At 33.7% G+C, this 17,235-nt stretch carries 19 protein-coding genes; 8 read left to right on the forward strand and 11 right to left on the reverse strand.

Annotated elements, in window-relative coordinates; genetic code table 11:
* Positions 1-89: 89 nt before the first annotated feature.
* On the reverse strand, positions 90-962 hold the full coding sequence (locus AC0L0O_RS16310) for a TIGR03943 family putative permease subunit (protein ID WP_000409949.1): 873 nt from the start codon (positions 960-962) through the stop codon (positions 90-92).
* A 13-nt stretch (positions 963-975) separates the two neighbouring features.
* A complete protein-coding gene (locus AC0L0O_RS16315) occupies positions 976-1,953 on the reverse strand; it encodes a permease (RefSeq protein ID WP_000231702.1) in 978 nt (325 codons plus the stop codon).
* 187 nt (positions 1,954-2,140) lie between these two features.
* Here AC0L0O_RS16315 and AC0L0O_RS16320 point away from each other — a divergent pair, with 187 nt between their 5' ends.
* The 3 genes from AC0L0O_RS16320 to AC0L0O_RS16330 all read left to right on the forward strand — a co-directional run bounded on the left by AC0L0O_RS16320 (position 2,141) and on the right by AC0L0O_RS16330 (position 5,167).
* Positions 2,141-3,328, forward strand: coding sequence for a GTP-binding protein (locus tag AC0L0O_RS16320; RefSeq protein ID WP_000723688.1), 1,188 nt, complete (start codon positions 2,141-2,143; stop codon positions 3,326-3,328).
* Positions 3,329-3,513: 185 nt separating this feature from the next.
* Positions 3,514-4,479: a DMT family transporter gene (locus AC0L0O_RS16325; protein WP_038357135.1), complete on the forward strand. Its 966-nt coding sequence runs from the start codon at positions 3,514-3,516 to the stop codon at positions 4,477-4,479.
* Between the two features lie 16 nt (positions 4,480-4,495).
* Positions 4,496-5,167 carry a GntR family transcriptional regulator gene (locus AC0L0O_RS16330; protein WP_001122293.1) on the forward strand — a complete coding sequence of 224 codons (672 nt, stop codon included), beginning with the start codon at positions 4,496-4,498 and terminating at the stop codon, positions 5,165-5,167.
* A gap of 56 nt (positions 5,168-5,223) precedes the next feature.
* On the opposite strand, the gene fbpA is transcribed toward AC0L0O_RS16330, so the two are convergent.
* A complete protein-coding gene (gene fbpA / locus AC0L0O_RS16335) occupies positions 5,224-5,394 on the reverse strand; it encodes a Fur-regulated basic protein FbpA (protein WP_000098309.1) in 171 nt (56 codons plus the stop codon).
* Positions 5,395-5,587: 193 nt separating this feature from the next.
* Positions 5,588-6,487, reverse strand: coding sequence for a cation diffusion facilitator family transporter (locus AC0L0O_RS16340; protein WP_000510076.1), 900 nt, complete (start codon positions 6,485-6,487; stop codon positions 5,588-5,590).
* A gap of 189 nt (positions 6,488-6,676) precedes the next feature.
* On the opposite strand from AC0L0O_RS16340, the gene AC0L0O_RS16345 reads away from it, so the two are divergent.
* On the forward strand, positions 6,677-7,750 hold the full coding sequence (locus AC0L0O_RS16345; RefSeq protein ID WP_000825293.1) for a WD40/YVTN/BNR-like repeat-containing protein: 1,074 nt from the start codon (positions 6,677-6,679) through the stop codon (positions 7,748-7,750).
* 40 nt (positions 7,751-7,790) lie between these two features.
* Here the strand turns inward: AC0L0O_RS16345 and AC0L0O_RS16350 are convergent, their stop codons facing one another.
* Complete coding sequence (locus AC0L0O_RS16350; protein ID WP_000652111.1) at positions 7,791-8,897, reverse strand: DUF4179 domain-containing protein; 1,107 nt, start codon at positions 8,895-8,897, stop codon at positions 7,791-7,793.
* Positions 8,894-9,460, reverse strand: coding sequence for a sigma-70 family RNA polymerase sigma factor (locus AC0L0O_RS16355; protein ID WP_473785883.1), 567 nt, complete (start codon positions 9,458-9,460; stop codon positions 8,894-8,896). Before AC0L0O_RS16355 ends, AC0L0O_RS16350 begins: the two co-directional genes overlap by 4 nt.
* 264 nt (positions 9,461-9,724) lie before the next feature.
* On the opposite strand from AC0L0O_RS16355, the gene asnB reads away from it, so the two are divergent.
* Complete coding sequence (asnB, locus tag AC0L0O_RS16360; protein ID WP_473785884.1) at positions 9,725-11,548, forward strand: asparagine synthase (glutamine-hydrolyzing); 1,824 nt, start codon at positions 9,725-9,727, stop codon at positions 11,546-11,548.
* Between the two features lie 42 nt (positions 11,549-11,590).
* Here the strand turns inward: asnB and AC0L0O_RS16365 are convergent, their stop codons facing one another.
* Positions 11,591-12,418 (reverse strand): PP2C family serine/threonine-protein phosphatase, encoded by an 828-nt coding sequence (locus AC0L0O_RS16365; protein ID WP_002052076.1) that lies wholly within the window; start codon positions 12,416-12,418, stop codon positions 11,591-11,593.
* 124 nt (positions 12,419-12,542) lie between these two features.
* Here AC0L0O_RS16365 and AC0L0O_RS16370 point away from each other — a divergent pair, with 124 nt between their 5' ends.
* From AC0L0O_RS16370 to AC0L0O_RS16380, 3 genes are read left to right on the forward strand one after another with little or no spacing between them, the layout of a single operon-like run.
* Positions 12,543-12,953, forward strand: coding sequence for a MarR family winged helix-turn-helix transcriptional regulator (locus AC0L0O_RS16370; RefSeq protein ID WP_000651916.1), 411 nt, complete (start codon positions 12,543-12,545; stop codon positions 12,951-12,953).
* Positions 12,937-13,266, forward strand: a complete 330-nt coding sequence (locus tag AC0L0O_RS16375) for a DUF3147 family protein (protein WP_000545638.1) — start codon at positions 12,937-12,939, stop codon at positions 13,264-13,266. Before AC0L0O_RS16370 ends, AC0L0O_RS16375 begins: the two co-directional genes overlap by 17 nt.
* Before the next feature lie 36 nt (positions 13,267-13,302).
* Entirely contained in the window at positions 13,303-14,163 is an 861-nt protein-coding gene (locus tag AC0L0O_RS16380) for an alpha/beta fold hydrolase (RefSeq protein ID WP_000531693.1), read from the forward strand.
* 18 nt (positions 14,164-14,181) lie between these two features.
* Here the strand turns inward: AC0L0O_RS16380 and AC0L0O_RS16385 are convergent, their stop codons facing one another.
* The 4 genes from AC0L0O_RS16385 to AC0L0O_RS16400 form a co-directional block, all read right to left on the reverse strand.
* Positions 14,182-14,553: a hypothetical protein gene (locus tag AC0L0O_RS16385; RefSeq protein ID WP_000461771.1), complete on the reverse strand. Its 372-nt coding sequence runs from the start codon at positions 14,551-14,553 to the stop codon at positions 14,182-14,184.
* An 89-nt stretch (positions 14,554-14,642) separates the two neighbouring features.
* Positions 14,643-15,218 carry a histidine phosphatase family protein gene (locus AC0L0O_RS16390; RefSeq protein WP_000152731.1) on the reverse strand — a complete coding sequence of 192 codons (576 nt, stop codon included), beginning with the start codon at positions 15,216-15,218 and terminating at the stop codon, positions 14,643-14,645.
* 158 nt (positions 15,219-15,376) lie between these two features.
* A complete protein-coding gene (locus AC0L0O_RS16395) occupies positions 15,377-16,018 on the reverse strand; it encodes a DUF3885 domain-containing protein (protein WP_042995972.1) in 642 nt (213 codons plus the stop codon).
* A 50-nt stretch (positions 16,019-16,068) separates the two neighbouring features.
* Positions 16,069-17,160 (reverse strand): serine hydrolase, encoded by a 1,092-nt coding sequence (locus AC0L0O_RS16400; RefSeq protein WP_001023320.1) that lies wholly within the window; start codon positions 17,158-17,160, stop codon positions 16,069-16,071.
* Between the last annotated feature and the right edge of the window lie 75 nt (positions 17,161-17,235).

Raw genomic sequence — 17,235 nt, forward strand, 5'->3', positions numbered from 1 at the left:
TTTTAACAAACCAAATTACTCTTATCTTTATTTTTTTATCGTCATGATTATGATTCTATTTCATGAAAATATGAAGAATTCATTCTTTTTTATTGCAGTAAAGCATCATATACATATGGGTCTGCTGGCTTATTAATTTTCTCCAATTTACTTATTTTCACAAGTGGAAATGGCATTCTTTTGTATGTCGTTTTATCTAATATCCCTGTTACTTTCACCCATGTTTCTTCTGGGAATTTTTCGACGTTTTGCCCCGTAACAATCATCCCCCAGACTGATGCATCTGCAATGCAACAAGTTATGCCATATCGAGCCACCACTGCTTTATTCCCTCTCACATCTTTATCCTTATATATAAACCCTGTGAATGTAAGTTCTTTCCCTTTAAACCCATTCACATCTTGACCAATTATACCCATTGTTTGAACATAGTCCTTATCCTCTACTTGTATTTTACGCTGCCCTAACATACTTTTTGTCAATTGTTCTTCCACTTGTTCAGTCACTTTTAAATTCGAAGTTTCATCTTGTTCTTTCGAATCAGAATTTGCCCGTATTCCCTCTTTTTCATTCTTTTCCATACTTCTCGCCTGTACACTTTGATTCATACCCCTTTTTCCCGCTAAACTTCCATCAATTGTTACACTTCCAAATAAAAAAGCACTAATAATTGGAACAACAAATAAGACATATACAAACAAACTTTTCATCCCTAATTTTGATGCTGTATGATACTTACAACAATTACAATCATCCTGTTTTTCTCTTCCATCTCTCCAAACTTGTAAAGAACCAAGAAGTAAGAGCACTACAAAAGCTATATACGTAAATTTAATCATTTTTGGAGCGATAAAATTATATATATTTCCGGTTACAAGTAATTTAAATAAGAGCATTGCTAAACCAATTAAAATAATGCCACGTATATAGCGATGATATGCCTTCTGCTCCTCTTTCTCCATTGTTTCTCACCTCCTATAATCTTATAATTTGCACGATTGTGTACACTGATAAAATAATAACTCCAATCAAAAAGAATACAAATTTCTTTTGAAAATATGCAAATAGCATTAATGTATTTTTCATATCAAGCATAGGTCCAAACACAAGAAATGCGAGAAGTGCTTTTACAGAGAAAACTTGTTCAAAAGATGCCGCTATAAATGCATCAGCAGCTGAGCAAATGGATAAAACATAACCAAATCCCATCATAATAATTGGGGCAACTACTTCGTTATGTGCTACTGCATCCAGTACATTCCGATCAAAAAAAGTTTGAAATACACTTGCTAAAAAAGCACCCATCAATAAATACTTACCAGTATCAAAAAACTCATCTACAGTGTGATTCATAACATCTTTCCAACTCTTTTTTTTGCTTTTTTGAACTGAACCCTCTACGTCTTTTAAAACATTTCTTTCGCGATAGCGATAATACACAATTAAGCCTATGAATAGAGCAACAAAAATTGTTATCCCAAAGCGTGCATATACAACGTAATCATTTTTTTGAAACGCATATATGGTAGATAAAAGAACAACCGGATTCATTATAGGTGCACTTAGTAAAATAACAATGCCTACATGAAGTGGTAACCCCTTTTGAATGAGCCTTCTTACAATTGGTATAATGACACATTCACACATTGGAAAAAGAATTCCTACAAATACTGCTGGAATCATTGCAACAATTGGAGATCTCAGCATTACTTTTTGAATCATATCTTCTGTCACAAACACTTGAATGAGTGAAGAAACGATTATCCCTAGTAAAATAAAAGGTATTGCTTCAAAAATAATACTTAAAAAGAGTGTGTTCACATTCAACCATACTTGCGGCATACTTTTGTGCAAATTTGCTAGGCTTGTAAAATCTACAAAAAATAATAAAAAGAGAAAAATAACAATAAGCACTATGCCTGCTAATTCTTTTGAAACTCTATTAAAAACCAACTTTCTCGCCTCCATTTTATTTATATGTAAACATGTGCTTGTCCAAATGCATCTACTACTACAACACAAATGTTATAGTCTATTCCTATTCTTAAATCGTAATCATTATGATTTATTATTGATTTTTCCCTTTCAATCATTTAACATAAAACGTAATCATTACGATTTAAAGGAGAGAAATAATTTCATGAAAAAAATACCTATCACTGTATTAAGTGGGTTTTTAGGATCCGGAAAAACTACATTACTACATCATATTTTAACTAATAAGAACAACTTAAAAGTAGCTGTTATCGTTAATGATATGAGCGAAGTAAACATTGATGCCTCCCTTATAAAAAAAGGTGGTTTTTCACGTACGGAGGAAAAACTAGTAGAAATTCAAAATGGCTGTATTTGTTGTACACTACGAGAAGATTTAATAATAGAAGTGAATCGCCTTGTTGAAAACGGTGATATTGACTATATAGTGATTGAATCTTCCGGTATAAGTGAGCCGATTCCAGTTGCCCAAACATTTACTTATACTGACGACGTTCTTAACATTGATTTAACGAAAAATTGTCGCCTCGATACGATGGTTACAGTTGTAGATGCAAATAGATTTTGGGATGATTTTGCAGATGGAGAAAGTTTATTAGATCGCAAACAAGCAATCAATGAAAATGATACTCGGGAAGTTATTGATTTATTAATAGATCAAATTGAGTTTGCAAATGTAATTATTCTTAATAAGATAGATTTACTAGAAAAAGAAGATGTGATAGAACTTCATCAACTGCTACAGAAATTAAATCCTAATGCAAAAATTATTGAATCTTCCTTTAGCAACGTACCACTGCAAGAAATTTTAAATACAAATGTATTCAATTATGAGGAAGCCAGTCAATCGGCGGGTTGGATACAAGAATTAAATAGTGAACATCATACACCCGAAACGGAAGAATACGGTATCAATTCCTTTGTATACCGTCGTAAATACCCTTTCCATCCTGAACGCCTTATGAATTGGCTAGAAAAATGGCCTGTAGATGTCGTAAGAGCAAAAGGCTTTTTCTGGCTCGCATCTCGTAATAATATGATAGGTCTTCTGTCTCAAGCAGGTTCCTCTATTACAATTCAAGGAGCCGGTGAATGGATAGCAGCATTACCTGAAACTGAAAGAAATCAAATGATCATAGAAGAGCCAGAAGTATTGAAAAACTGGGATAAACAATATGGAGATCGAATAACTGAACTCGTATTTATTGGAATTGATATGAACCGTTCTTTAATTGAACAATCATTAGATGATTGTCTATTAACAGAAAAAGAAATGACACAAAACTGGAATACATTCATTGATCCTATTCCAGCTTTTACTTACACTTCATAATTCAAAATAGAGAGGCTTCCGTTTACGGAAGCCTTTCTATTTTATCGTTCTCTTATTTAACAAACTTCTTTCATTTGAATAATAACTTTACATCAAGTAAGAAATTTCAGTTTATTTTTTATTCATTACGTGATATATTGCATATTGTATATAATATATTTTCCGAAAGGAGGACTCTATACATGATGGATCCAAATCGTTTAAAAGGAATCATTATGGTTGTCATTGGTGCTTGTTTATGGGGCTTGTCCGGAACAGCTGCACAACAACTTTTTCAATCTGAACATGTTTCTACTGAATGGTTAGTTACAATCCGATTACTTATATCTGGCATTATCTTACTCATTATTGCATCATTCGGACCAAGAAAAAAAGAAATATTCGGCATTTGGAAACAAAGATCTGATGCTTATAAAATGATATTGTTTGGTTTATTCGGTATGCTTGCTGTACAGTATACGTATTTTGCTTCTATTAAAGAAGGAAATGCCGCCGTTGCAACATTATTACAATATTTAGCTCCTATATTCATCACTGTATACTTACTTTTCAAATGGAACGTTCGTCCATCAAAAATTGATTTCATTTCAATTACCCTTTCATTAGTAGGTACTTTCCTCTTACTAACAAACGGGTCTGTGCATAACTTAGCTGTTTCTACACCAGCTATTATTTGGGGGATTTTATCTGGATTATCTCTCGCTTTTTATAGTTTATATTCAAAGGGATTACTAGAAAGATGGTCTTCCTCTGTTATCGTTGGATGGGGTATGATTATTGGGGGTATTGGTGTAACGATTGTACACTTTATTTCTACGAAAGAATTTATTTTATTATCAACTGTGAAATATGTAAAATTAAGTACTCTACCGCTCATCACATTTGTCGTCATTTTTGGGACACTTATTGCCTTTTATTTATACTTAGACAGCATACGATACTTGACTCCGAAAGAAACGACATTATTCGGTTGTACTGAACCACTCGCAGCTATTATTTCTTCTGTACTTATATTACATGTACCGTTTCAATCTTTTCAGTTATTAGGGGCTTTTTGTGTCATTGTAATGGTGCTCATCTTAAGTCAAAAACCAGATGAAGGGAAACCAGAATTAAAGCTTGTTCATGAGAAAAAGGAAAATATACAATGAAAGGATTGAATTCACTATGCCTATCCCTCAAAATTATAAAAAACAAGGAAGAGTTTCGGCAAAATCACTCGTGTTAAATCAACTACAAGATTGGATTATTGAAGGTGTACTGAAGCCCGATGAAAAAATTAATGATGGGGAATTGGCTGAAGCACTAGGAGTAAGTAGAACACCTGTAAGAGAAGCACTTCAAATATTAGAGCTTTCTGGATTAGTGGAAATGGTACCTGGGCAAAAAACAAAAATTGCTCCTATTAAGTTAGACGACATACCAACTATTTATGAAACGATGGCTGGTCTTCACTCTATTATAGGTAAGCAAGCACTTCAACACACTACAGAAGCTGATTTGAAACTACTTTCTGAAATAAATAATGATTTTCAGTACTCTATAGAGAAAAAAAACGCAAAACAAGCTTTAGAATTAGATATACAATTTCACAATGTAATTTCTTCTATTGCTAAAAATCAATATATTGAACCCTTTCTAGAAAATATGCAACTTCACGTTTTACGCCTTGAATATTTATTTTTCCAAAACTTTGTTCCAGCAAGTCAATCTATTGATGAACATCACGCTATCATTCAAGCACTGCAGAAGCAGGATGAAAAACAAATGGAACAAATGATGACTCAAAACTGGCTCCGTCCAATGAAAGAAATACAAAAAATAATTTCTACGAAATAAAAAGAGAGCTGGCTACGATTTTATGTAGCCAGCTCTCTTTTTACTAATATATATAACTATGCCTGAATATCTGCATAATCTTCCATATCCTCGTACTCTTTTTCCAATTCTTCTAAAGACAGCTCGTATAATTGTCGGTCACGAATTTTAAATACACCTGCTCCAATTAACACATCAATTAAATGCCTCTTACGATTTTCAACTGCAAAACGGAGTTGACTACTCATCTTTTAAAAAACTCCTTTCTACGATCATTGAAAATGATAATCTTTATCAATTACCACTTTTGATTATAAAAGATGACTCTTTATAAGTAAAGTAATTTCATGAAATATTTACCTTACAAAGTATTTGTGGCCACATTATATATATGTATGCCACGCGAAAAATGTTATGACACTTTTTCGTATCCTTTTTCTTTCATACTTTGCAAGTTGTCTCACTATGATGAAATTCACCATCTATTTCTACTTGAATGGTGACATGTTCTACATGAAACTTCTTCTTTAATACATCCGTAGCCTCTTTTAATACATTTTGTGTTTCATTTCCGTTAATAATCAAATGGCAAGTTAATACTTGAAAATCAGATGTAACAGACCATATGTGTAAATCATGAACTTCTTTTACAACCGTAATATTTAATAATGTACTTTTTACCTCTTCAACATTTATGTGCTGTGGTGCACCTTCCATTAATATATGGACTGTATCACGTGTTACACGCCATCCACTAATAATGACTAAAATAGACACAAGAATACTAGCAATCGCATCTGCAGCAGTCCATCCGAAAAATTTAATAAGTAACGCAGCAATTATCGCTCCGACTGACCCTAATAGATCGCCTAATACATGTAAGAAAGCACTTCTTAAATTCAAATTGCCCTTCACATCTCCGCCTCGCATTAATATCCAAGCTGATAAAATATTAATAAATAGACCAAGTACAGCAATAATGAGCATCCCATTACTAGCAATCTCAACTGGCTCTTTAAAACGGCGAATTGCTTCAATAAAAATGTATACTGAAATGACAATAAGAACGACACCGTTACATAATGCCGCTAACATTTCGACTCGCTTATATCCATATGTTTTTGCAGTTGTTGCTGTTTTTTCTCCGAGTTTAAACGCAAGTAAACTTAAAGCTAAAGATACAGCATCACTTAGCATATGCCCCGCGTCAGATAGTAGTGCTAAGCTATTTGTTACAAATCCCCCAATAACTTCAGCAATCATAAAACTTGTTGTTAGTAAAAATGCAAGTAATAACGCTTTTTTATTATTAGAATTACCATGATTATGTGAATGTCCCATACTAAGGCTCCTTTAAGGATAATATCTGTACATTAGTATGAAACAAACTCCCCACCTTTATCCCGCTTCCTCTGTATACACACTTCGCTACATTTCAAACAAGTCCTTTTTCTCAACAAAAAATAAGACTACTTCTTTTTCGGCTTCATATTGTTTACTAATGAAAGAATTTTTAAGGAGGTTACGAAAATGAAACGTTTATTTCTCTGTATGGAACGTGAACTTATCGTTGTAAAAGAACGCTATGGTAACTATGAAACCGCATATCACTTACAAAATATGCAACCTACCTGTATCGCTGTTGATCCATTTCAAAAGAATCGTGTATATTGCGGAACATTTGGACGAGGTCTCTGGTTAAGTGATGATAGCGGAGATTCATGGAGACCGATTGGAGATTCTTATCGTTACTTTGATTTTCCAAAAGAAGATGGTATTTTACACTCTTCTATCACTTCCATTACGATAAGCCCGAATGAAAAAGTTAACGGATATGGCGTCGTTTATGTCGGCACAGAACCGAGCGCTTTATTCCGTTCAGAAAATGGTGGTGAAACGTGGACGGAACTGAAAAATATGAAATCATTATTATCTTCTTATACGTGGGCTTTTCCGCCTAGACCTTTCACCCATCACGTACGCTGGATTACAGTGGATCCACAGAATCCGAATACAATTCATGTTTCAATTGAAGCTGGTGCTGTGATTCAAAGTAACGATAAAGGACATACATGGATTGATAAAAAATTCGGTGCTCCTATCGATGCGCATCAATTACTCATGCATCCTGAAGCACCAAATCGCCTTTATGCATCATGTGGTGACGGCTTTATGGGCGGACCTGATCGCGCATACCTTGAAAGTTATAACAGTGGAAACAGCTGGATCTCACGCAGTGAAGGACTTGAACATCATTATTTATATAGCATGGCTATCGATCCAGCTGATTGTAATACAATTCTCGTTTCTGCCGCACCGAGTGCAGATCTCGCTCATCACCGTATTCCTTATGAATCTTATATTTATCGTAAAACGAAAGATACTCCTTTCGAGCAAGTACAACAAGGACTCCCCTCTGCAATCGGTACAGTCATTTCGATGTTTGCAACAAATCCAGCAGAACCGCACACGTTTTACACTTTAAATAACAACGGTGTGTTTCAATCCAATGATAGCGGCGAATCGTGGGAACAACTAAACATTCCGTGGAAAGATGAGTATAAAACACAACACCCGCATGCTTTACTTGTTACTACTCCTTAACGAAAAAAAAGACTGCCTAATGTTTTAGGCGGTCTCTCTTTTATTTCTTTAAATCAATAACGATATCATCTAAAACAATATCTTTCTTTTTCGCCTCTTTATTCGGCACTTCAATTTTTTTCTCGATACCATTAATAAATTCCACTCCACCAAAGTTTTCTGATGTATGTACTCGTAAGTTCACTTGAGGTGTAACGATAAGCTTCGTAGCGTTTTTGTTCAATTTTTGGAATGTAGCACTCCAACTACTTTTATGTGGCTCTGCTACTGTACTAGTTCCGCCATTTCCTTCACCTGCATATTTATTTCCTAAATCATCTTTTATTTCTAATTCCACATCAGCGCTATCCCATATACTTCTTAATACTTTAGACTCTTCCTGATTGAAAAAAACGATAAATGACATCGGAGTTACTTCCATTTTGTCTATATTTACTTTTATTAATTCATTTTCAGAAACCCCATTAACCTTTACTTCTTTACTCTCCATTGCTTTTAAACTAAGTGCGAAGTTCCAATTCCCCTTAATTGAATTACCTTTATAATCCAACTCAATCTCTTCCATATTCCACCAAACGTTTGCAACATCTAACCTTTTACTACTATTACTACTCATCGTAGTCATACCTACGTACTTTTTCTCTCCAACTTTTGTTACTTGAGAGCTTCCTCCCCCGCCATTAAACCCCATCACCTGCGGATATCCAAATATATTTGGCTTCTCACCTAAATCTTTATCACTCTCAATAGAGTATGTGATTGTGATTGTTCTACCATCGAACACAGCATCATTAATTGTAACCTTAACCCCATTACTCTCTCTCGTCATATTCAACTCAGTCGAAAACTCTTTATAATTTTCATATAACCCCGTTCTACCATTATCTAAAAATCGGAATATGTCCCCTACTATTGGTAATCCCCCAGCGTATGTAGGAAATCCGATGCCAAGCATGGCAACCGATACGCCGACTAAAATAGATGCAGCAGCGACACCTTTTTTCCAACTTCTCATCTTTTTCTTCGTATGAATAGATTGTTTTACATTACGCTTCACTTTTTCTTTTTCAATTTCAGAAGCCTCAATTTCCTCAAGTTCTTTTTCATCTATATCAATATCATTTAATAGTTCATAAATGTCTTTCATATTACACTACCTCCAAAACTAATATTCGTAGCATTTTGTTGTAGTTTCTTTTTCCCACGGTACACTCGATTATCGATTGCTGCCCGGGTTAATCCTAACTTGTCACCTATTTCCTCTGCCTTCATACCAAGTAGATATTTCATAATGAATACTTTTTGATCTAGCGGTTCTAATTGATTAATAAGCTTCAATAATTCTTCTCTATCTTCCATAACAATTAATTCATCTTCCGCTGACTTTTCCGTACTGATATGAAACTCATCCGAAATAATTTCAACTTTTTTAGTCGCTTTCCGGTAATAATCAATTGCTTTAAACTTCGCAATTGCCGCAACCCATTTTTTAAAATCACTTGGCTCTCCATGAAACTTATTTGCATTATTCCAAATAGATAGGAAAATATCATTTACACATTCCTCTATCAATCCATCATTTTGAACTGGAAAAAGAACTTTGTGCGTGATTCCCTTTATGAGTGGTAAATATGTATCGACAACAAATTCTAGCGCATCTTCTTTTTGCCGCTTTAATCTTTTTATACAATTTTTCTCATTTGATTTCATGTAGCGATTCCCCTTATTTTTTTGTAAAAACTTTTACACCCTATATAACGTCTAAAAAAATATTTTCTCTCATCTTTTTATTATTTTTTGTATGTAATGGAATACTTTCCCTTAGCCATTGTCTCACATAACTATGCATTACAAGAAAATTTTCTCAAGTCTGCAATTTGATTCATGTAGTACACTATTTATATAGTCATTCTTTAACTTAGTGTACATTTTATTTCGTTAACCTACTATTTAAAATTAGGAGATGAGATGTGTATGTGTGGAATTACAGGTTGGGTAAATTGGAATAAGGATCTTTCTAATGAACATGTTATTTTAAAAAAGATGGCAAATCGTATTCAGCATCGCGGTCCTGATGCTGAAGGATTTTGGTTTTCACCTCGTGCGGCCTTTGCACACCGTCGTTTAATTGTAATTGATCCAGAAGGCGGGGCACAGCCGAAGACATTTCGTGCTGGTGATTATACGTATGCTCTTACTTATAATGGAGAAATTTATAATTTCCGTGAGCTGAGGGAACAACTAAGGAAATGTGGTCATACATTTGAAACGCATTCAGATACAGAAGTGTTACTACATGCTTATTTAGAATGGAAAGAAGACTGCGTGCAACATTTAAACGGCATTTTCGCTTTCGCCTTATGGGATGATCAGAAGCAACGACTGTTTTTAGCACGTGATCATTTAGGTGTAAAACCGCTCTTTTATACAGAAAGAAATGACAGTATTATTTTCGGATCTGAAATAAAAGCATTATTAGCTCATCCATCTGTTCCTGCTGAAATTGATGCGGATGGCATAAATGAAATATTTGGATTAGGGCTATTTCGAACTCCAGGATGTGGCGTCTTTAAACATATTGAAGAAGTGCGTGCCGGACATTCTATCACATTTACACGTGATAAAAAAGTAGTTACGAAGTATTGGAATTTAGAAAGTAAGGTCCATACAGATTCTATAGAAGATACATCATCACATATTTTATCTATTTTACAAGATACAGTAAAAAGACAATTAATTGCCGACGTCCCTCTCGTTTGCATGTTATCAGGAGGATTAGATTCTAGCGGTATTACTGCACTAGCAGGAAAAGAATTTGCTGCTGAAAATAAAACACTTCATACGTATTCCGTTGACTTTGTAAATAGCGCAAAAGATTTCGAGCTGACATTTGCTCGCACTGGTTTAGACGCTCCTTGGGTAAAACGCGTTTCTGAACATGTAGGGACATCTCATCATGATATTATTGTGAATGCTGAAGAATTAGCTAATCACTTATTCGTTCCCCTCCGTGCAAAAGATTTACCGAGTGCTGGCGAAATGGAAACTTCACTATATTTACTATTTTGCGAAATGAAAAAAGATGCGACCGTAGCTTTATCCGGCGAATCTGCTGATGAAGTATTCGGTGGATACCCTTGGTTTCATCAAGAAGAATTACTATATGTCGATAAGTTTCCTTGGCTAACAAATTGGAAGAATACATCTCCTCTTCTACTACATGAAATAAGTAACCAATGTAATCTAAAAAACTATATTGATACACGATTCCAAGAAGCGATACTTGAAGTACCTACTCTTGAAGGCGAAAGTAAAAAATCCGCGAAACAACGTCAAATGTTTTATTTATTTTTAACGAGATTTCTTCCGTTCTTACTTGACCGTAAAGACCGTATGAGTATGGCTGTAGGATTTGAAGTTCGTGTACCGTTTTGCGATTATCGATTAGTTGAATATTTATGGAACGTTCCTTTCAACATAAAAAGCATTGATAATATTGAAAAAGGTATTTTACGTAGAGCACTGAAACCTGCTTTACCTGACGATGTACGTAATAGAAGAAAAAGTGCGTATCCAACTTCACAAGACCCACAGTATTTACAAACAATCCGTCATTTATCACTCGACATGTGCAGTAATAAAAACAACCCTATTTTCTCACTTATTAATCATTCCACATTACTTGCCATTGCCGATGGAAGTAATAAAGAAATTAACAATTTCGAAGCAAGAAGTGCTATGGAATATATGCTTCAAGTAAATGAATGGTTAAAAACGTATCACATCCATATTGCTTAACAAAAAGGAGTTCAAGGACAAAAGCCTTGAACTCCTTTTATATTAATTAGCACATCGTTTATTTTCAGTGTCAATGGACCATCCAATAATTGTGGCGCAATCTCTACCTTTCCACTGCAGTACATTTGTTAATACTGGTTCAATCTGTAAGCAACTTCCGTCGTGCAATATTTCTACTAAAGATTGATCATCATCAAACCTTCGTTTATCACACTCTAAAATACCGTCCGTTGCCATTACAATGTGATTCATTCCTTTTTCTAATCCTCTTACACCTGACGTAAAGCAAGGTGTATTTGCTGCAAAAATATTTTTCCTACCGATATATTCGTAATTCTTCCGCTTATTTAATCGCCCTTTTCCATTTTTCGTTTTCTCAGAATGGAATAAATATGCGAAACAATTACCAACTGATAACCAATATAAAAATTCACCTTTTCGCAAACATATTAAACATGCGAGTTCCTCATCATCTTGATCACATTTTTCAATAAACAACTCATCTGTAAATAAAGCTAACAAATACATATGTGTATGATGAAAAGCTAAATGTATCGGGTAGGAAAATAACTCTTTTAGTTTCTCTTTTCTTTCCGAAATTGCTTCTACTATATAATCTATATTTTTTGTTTTGTGATGTGTATCAAAAATCATAACAAATTCAAATTGTAATTCAGGATCCCACCAAGCAAGCACCGCATCTCCTCGTTCATATGCATCACTCTCTTGATTCCCCCCATATACGCCGACTGAAAGAGGACCACATTTTTCAACATGTATTTCATCTACATACATCTGTTCATGACTCATCCATTTGAATGTATTCACAGCTATCATCCTCTCTCTTTCTAAATGTATACCTTTACACATAGATTACCTTATATTTCAATAAAAATAAACTTTTTCAACATTTTTTATCCAAATAAAAGGATTTTATTTCTACACTAACGAATATATCTTAGTATACGATATAAAAACAGGGGGATTTATTATTATGAAAGACATCAATCAGCATTGGGAGAACATTTATTATCACTTACGATATGAATATGAAGACAATCTTTCTCACCAAGCTATTCGTATTTTACAAATCGTTTCTCGTGAGAAAGAAATAACAATTGGAAAAGTCGCTACTGAGCTTACTCTCTCTCATAACACAGCATCTGAACACGTAAAGCGCCTTATTCAAAAAGGATTTATCATAAAAGAAAGAAACAAACAAGATGAAAGAGTTGTGAACCTTACTTTAACGAAAGAAGGCATTGAAGTATTAGAAAAGCATACTTTACTAGATAAAGAAAAGATAAAAATATTAGAATCACAGTTATCAAAAGAAGAACAACAATTAATTGAAAAAGCTTTTTCATTATTAGCAAAGGAGGCAAAGTATGCATTTCCTCGTTAAAGTAATCGTTTCTGCACTTATTATCGGCGTTATTACCGAAGTCGCTAAACATTACAGTACAATTGGCGGCTTTATTGCTGCCCTTCCTCTCGTAAGTTTACTGAGCCTATTTTGGATTTCTTTCGAAGGCGGGAACAAACAAGAATTAAGTCAATTTGCTTTAGGTGTATTATATGGATTTCCTGCATCCGCACTATTATTATTTATCGTCTATATTGGTTTAAAAAACTCGTTTTCACTTAGTACCTCTGTCCTATTCGGTATAGGTGTCTGGTGTATTGTTTTCGCTTGTCAAAAATTATTTCAAGCTTAGTTAGGAGGGTTTATTATTTATAAATTTGTAGAAGTATTGGGGCAAACTATAGAAGTATATATAAAAGGATGTAATACACAAACTGTAGTCATTCAAACCGGAATGGGTTGCTCATTTTATGATTGGTTTCCTATTATAGAAAAGCTTTCACAACACTTTACAGTCGTTTCATACCATCGCCCAGGTTACGGAAAAAGTGATTTAGGAAATGATTCGCGTACTATAAGGAAAGTGACAAAAGAATTACATATGTTACTACAGAAATTAGCTATTCACGAGCCTATCATTCTAATTGGTCATTCCTACGGAGGCTTATGCGCACAACATTTTACGATGTTACATGAAGATAAGTTGCAAGCACTTATTTTAGTTGATTCTACTTCCATGAACTTACACCGATTAGATGAACTTCATTTACCAATTTCTGATCAAACAGATTCGGATGATATGTGGCTTCAAAAATATAATACATATTCCAAAATGGATGTAGACATGCTTTCTAATAGACTAAAACCTATGCTAGCCGGTCAATCAAGACAACAAATTGAATTTTCTACCTCTCCTTCATTATATAAAGCGACAGCTTCTGAACTATCGGAGTGGAAAAACTGTGCTCTTTCACTAAAAGAGCTATATAAAACATTAGAAATACCATTAATCGTTATCGGTAGAGACCCTCAATATGCTATTACTCAGTTGATTAAAGGCGGCATGCCAATAGAGGAAGCGACACAACTTGAAGCAATGTGGCAAGAGCTAATTCATGAACAATTAAAACTCTCAATGAATAGCCAATATATACTTGCTGAACATGCTGGTCACGGAATAGAAAATGACCGACCAGATATTATCATTGAAGCTGTTCACTCCCTAAAAATAAAAAAAGGAAGCAACTAAAGCTGCTTCCTTACTTATCTATTCATAATCTTCTTCATCATCGATTTCTTCGTAATACGAATTCCCATTACTTACATATATAGGGCCATTCGCAACGTCAATACGTAATACCCATGCCCACGGCACAGCTAAACGCTTATGTATTGCTCGCCAAAAGCTCATTGATTTTCTTTCATACTCCTGGAACTCCTGAAGTAACTCTTTGTAGGAGGAACCGTCTAACTGAATATTTGTTTCTAACAAACGAGAATGGGCATAGTACTGCAGCTCTAGTTCAGCAGCAATTTCCATTTCTTCTTCCGTTGCCATACCTATAATTGTTCCATCTGCTGGTGCAATTTCATATACGTTGTGAACTTCAATAAGCCCTTCTTTCTCTTTCTCAAACATGTAAACAGCCTCCTTTAACATATATTTTTTATGTTACAAAGTCATACTTCTACAATAACATCTCTCTTTCCTCTTTTTTTGATAAACTTTTACAAATTATTTATCTGATGACCCGTATTCTCTATCCTTTCGGCAGAAACTAAATCTTCATTATGAAAATTCAACTTAAATATATCGGGCATACGAAGTGTTTTCCAAAATCGAAAATCATATTTTGAATCAAAATAATTCATAAGTAATACCATAATATTCCCATGCGTACCTATTACAATATTTTTACCTTTATATTTTTTTAATATACTTTGCATACATATTACAGCGCGTCTTTGTGCTACATCATTTGATTCTCCGCCTTCGTATGCAAAACTCCAATCTTCCCACACATTCTCGATAGCATCATTAAAATCTGCTACTGGTTCTGAACTTAATAACCTTTCTCGTAAATCTTCTTCTATTTCTATTGATACATGATATGTATTCGCAATTCCTTGTACAGTTTGAATTACTCTTTTGTACGGACTAGAAATCACTACATCAATATGTTTATCTTTTAATAAGTGTGTTACATTCTCTGCATCCAAGTACCCTTTTTCAGATAAAGGACGCTCCCGCTCTTCTTTTGTATATGTAGAATGGGCATGGCGAACGAAATATATTATCGTCATGTATTCATCTCCCTTTTCCGTTTCTATCCAAATTCAATACATTACCATCAAATCCCTTTACCTTTATAATAGGTGCTGTCAAATTTAAATATTGATTTTCATATTAATAAAAGGGAAACACCTCATATGGTATTTCCCTCAATTAAAATAGACTACATTCAATTAAATACTTTATCGATTTTATTTCTATCGTATTCTAATATCCAATCCTTATATGTATAATAAATATCCCTAATTGTATTAGGAGAGGTAGCTAATACCTCACAACCTCTATCATCATAAACGTGAAATATAGTATTCTTATTACTATTTATAAAATACACTCTATGAAAAATACGCGGTTTTATTCCCATATCTTGATTACAAATTGCTTTTAACATAGGAATGTATTTCAAGTCAGAAACTTTACATTTCAAAATATATCTATGTGTTTTATATCCCCCGTCTTCATCGTCTTCTGGAAAAACATAAGGGATTGTATTTTTCTGTAACTTAAACAAATCGGACTTCGCTTTTACATACTTAGAAAAGATATTTAATTTGTGTTTAAAAGTTTCACCGTCTGCATATTCATTTACATCCACTACGATATAAATATCATCTTCTGTTGCATGTAAAGACCGAAATAAAGTAATGGCTCTATTATAAACGCCCTCTAAATATGGGCAGTTTTCATAAATGTTATTGCAATCATAGTTCACACCTAATCTAAAGCGAATACCAATATCCCCATTATAAAATAGAGGTGGTCTAAGTTCTAAATTTGGAAACGTTTCAAGCATATACTCATTCAACCTCATCTCAACACCTACCTTTAACAGCTCATTGTTTACATAATAAAATTATTTCATTATAATTTATTTCTAAATTCCTCACTTGTTATAATGTCTCGAATAAAATAATCTACATTATTTCTCAGCTTTTGATATGCAACTTGATCTTCTATATCGTTAAACATAATGACAACTTCTACTTTATTCCCTTTCTTATCTGTAGTATACAAGCTTTTTGTCAATACGAATGCGGTAGAACCACCTTTTTGACCAGCATATTCGAACTTACTATTTTTAACTGTTCCTTTGAAAATGTTCTCGATTTCTTCTTGCATTGGTTTTGGAAAATACTTTCTACTATTTATCTTTTCCATTATACTCATATAATCTTTAGCGTTTGCACCTACTAATCGATCTGACCAAATTCGCTGAAATTCCATATCTACCTTTAATGGAATATCCCGCTTTTTCCATTCTTCTTCATCTTTCATCCATTCATGTATTTGTAACACATGTTGATTATACTCATCCTGTGACATGTTACGTATCTTTTCTAACGATTGATTTTCTGGCTCATGAAGTTCTTTTTCTACATACCCTCTCATATATAATGAAGCAGTATACGAAGAGAACTTGTCATGACTAGTAAGCTCTAACTCTTTTATACTTTCATTTACTCTTTCTATTCCAAGCTTATCTAACAAATATGTTGTATTTGCATTAGAGCTATAATGAATCATTCCTTTTGCAACTTCTTCTAAAGCGATTTGTCCATTTTTCACTAAATTTCTAGTTTCGGCGTCTTCTAACCAGGCAGGATGTGCTCCACCATCAGTATCTTTAACGTAATATTTATTTAACTCGTGCAATGAAATTTGTTCATCTCGACTTATTTTTCCTTCTGATACTTGCTTAGCAAATTCAACTGCTATTACGATTTTTGCCATACTCGCTAATGGCAATTTTTTATTTTCATTTATAGAAGTTATTACTTCTCCATTTCTTTTAATAAATAATGAACATGTTTTATCGTCTTTATGTTCTTTTATGTACTTTAATACGTAATTCGGATCTTCTTTTGACAAATAGTACTTCATAATAACAAAGAAAGCTATAACGGCTACTATAATGACTCCTGCAACAATTCCTATAATCTTTAATATGTTCACAATATGCCCCCTCTACTACATTCCCTTCTATATCATAATTATAACGAAATATATTACAAAATTATACAAAATAGA

The organism is Bacillus sp. GS3m_15504 (genome assembly GCF_055825275.1).